This window comes from Streptomyces sp. NPDC059564 (assembly GCF_042735575.1).
Lineage (GTDB): Bacteria > Actinomycetota > Actinomycetes > Streptomycetales > Streptomycetaceae > Streptomyces.
The window spans coordinates 1-2,131 of the sequence record NZ_JBHWBP010000621.1 but is presented as its reverse complement, the minus strand read 5'-3'; the positions used below and the strand labels follow the sequence as shown (position 1 = coordinate 2,131).

Sequence of the window (2,131 nt, the reverse complement as noted above, 5' to 3'; positions counted from 1 at the left end):
GTCCGGCGGCCGGGCCCTCGGTCGTGCGGGGTCAGCCGGGTTTAGCTGAACGAGTCGCCGCAGGCGCAGGAGCCGGTGGCGTTCGGGTTGTCGATGGTGAAGCCCTGCTTCTCGATGGTGTCGACGAAGTCGATCGAGGCGCCGTGCAGGTACGGGGAGCTCATCCGGTCGGTCACGACCTTGACGCCGTCGAAGTCCTTGACGACGTCGCCGTCGAGGGAACGCTCGTCGAAGAAGAGCTGGTAGCGCAGGCCGGAGCAGCCACCGGGCTGGACGGCGACGCGCAGCGCCAGGTCATCGCGGCCTTCCTGCTCCAGCAGGGTCCTGACCTTCTCGGCGGCGGCGTCGGACAGGAGGATGCCGTCGCTCACAGTGGTCTTGTCGTCCTGTACGGACATCTGCATTCACTCCCGAAGTGGGCGGCTCCCCGCCGGAGGCTGGGGAAACGTCGGACTCTTGCCGTCGGTGGCAACCAGCGGGACCGCGGATTCATTCCGGGTCCGGCGCCTTGTTTCAGATATTCATGCTCGCACACCCGGGCGGAGCGGTGGACCCCTCGAAGAGGGCCGGTGGAGTGGAACGCCGTCGGCGGGGCGAATGCGTCACATCGACACTATCGGCATCGTCAAAGTGACGTGAAGCGGCTATCATAGATAACGTCAAATAGACGAGAAGTCGAAGCGATGTCTCTCCTGAAGTCCCTTGTCGCAGAACAGAAAGGGTGCGTGTCGTGACCACCGCCCAGCCCTTGGACGTCCAGCCGACGCCCCTTGCCCTGCTGCTGCTCGGCCGTGAGGCCGACCCCAAGAGCGAGCGCGGGGTGGAGTGCCCCGGCGACCTGCCCTCGCCGTCGGACCCGAACCTGGTGGCCCGCGCCCGCGCGGCCAAGGAGAAGCTCGGGGACAAGGTCTTCATCCTCGGCCACCACTACCAGCGTGACGAGGTCATCGAGTTCGCCGACGTCACCGGCGACTCCTTCAAGCTGGCCAAGGACGCGGCCGCCAAGCCGGAGGCCGAGTACATCGTCTTCTGCGGCGTGCACTTCATGGCCGAGTCGGCGGACATCCTGACCTCGGACGACCAGAAGGTCGTCCTGCCCGACCTCGCGGCCGGCTGCTCGATGGCCGACATGGCCACCGCCGAGCAGGTCGCGGAGTGCTGGGACGTGCTGACCGAGGCCGGCGTCGCCGGTGCGACGGTCCCCGTCTCGTACATGAACTCCTCCGCCGACATCAAGGCCTTCACCGGCAAGCACGGCGGCACGATCTGTACGTCGTCCAACGCGAAGAAGGCCCTGGAGTGGGCCTTCGAGCAGGGCGAGAAGGTGCTGTTCCTCCCCGACCAGCACCTGGGCCGCAACACCGCCGTCCGCGACATGGGCATGTCCCTGGACGACTGCGTGCTGTACAACCCGCACAAGCCGAACGGCGGCCTGACCGCCGAGCAGCTGCGGAACGCGAAGATGATCCTGTGGCGCGGCCACTGCTCGGTGCACGGCCGGTTCTCGGTCGACTCGGTCAACGACGTGCGGGCCCGGATCCCCGGGGTGAACGTCCTCGTCCACCCCGAGTGCAAGCACGAGGTCGTGGCGGCCGCGGACTACGTCGGCTCGACGGAGTACATCATCAAGGCGCTGGAGGCGGCCCCGGCCGGCTCCAAGTGGGCCATCGGCACCGAGCTGAACCTGGTCCGGCGGCTGGCGAACCGTTTCGCCGCGGAGGACAAGGAAGTCGTCTTCCTCGACAAGACGGTCTGCTTCTGCTCGACGATGAACCGCATCGACCTCCCCCACCTGGTGTGGACCCTGGAGTCCCTGGCCGAGGGCAACCTCGTCAACCAGATCCAGGTCGACAAGGAGACGGAGAGCTTCGCGAAGCTCGCGCTGGAGCGGATGCTGGCGCTGCCGTAGCCGTACGGTCGGAAGGGGGGCGCCCGGCACCTGCCGGCGCCCCCCTTCCGCACTCCCCCGGCCGGCCCAGGCGGACGGGCGGCGGAGGGGGGCCCGGCTCACGCTGGACGCATGGGCGATCTCGTGAAGCAGCACCTCCGTACGGGGCACACCTGGGTCGCGAGCGTCGCCTCGGTGGTCGCCCTGGCGTTCTCGGGCTACAACTTCGCCGAGGCGCAGGAG

General features: G+C 68.0%; 2 protein-coding genes. One reads left to right on the top strand and one right to left on the bottom strand.

Annotation, left to right across the window (positions count from 1 at the left end; all coding sequences use genetic code 11):
* Positions 1 to 41 precede the first annotated feature (41 nt).
* A complete protein-coding gene (gene erpA / locus ACFV0Q_RS40975; protein WP_030010511.1) occupies positions 42 to 398 on the bottom strand; it encodes an iron-sulfur cluster insertion protein ErpA in 357 nt (118 codons plus the stop codon).
* A gap of 323 nt (positions 399 to 721) precedes the next feature.
* On the opposite strand from erpA, the gene nadA reads away from it, so the two are divergent.
* Positions 722 to 1,909, top strand: coding sequence for a quinolinate synthase NadA (nadA, locus tag ACFV0Q_RS40970; RefSeq protein WP_385013129.1), 1,188 nt, complete (start codon positions 722 to 724; stop codon positions 1,907 to 1,909).
* Positions 1,910 to 2,131: the final 222 nt, after the last annotated feature.

Coding starts and splice junctions, on each gene's coding strand:
- erpA (WP_030010511.1), bottom strand. CDS start 398: ATGTCCGTACAGGACGACAAGACCACTGTGAGCGACGGCATCCTCCTG.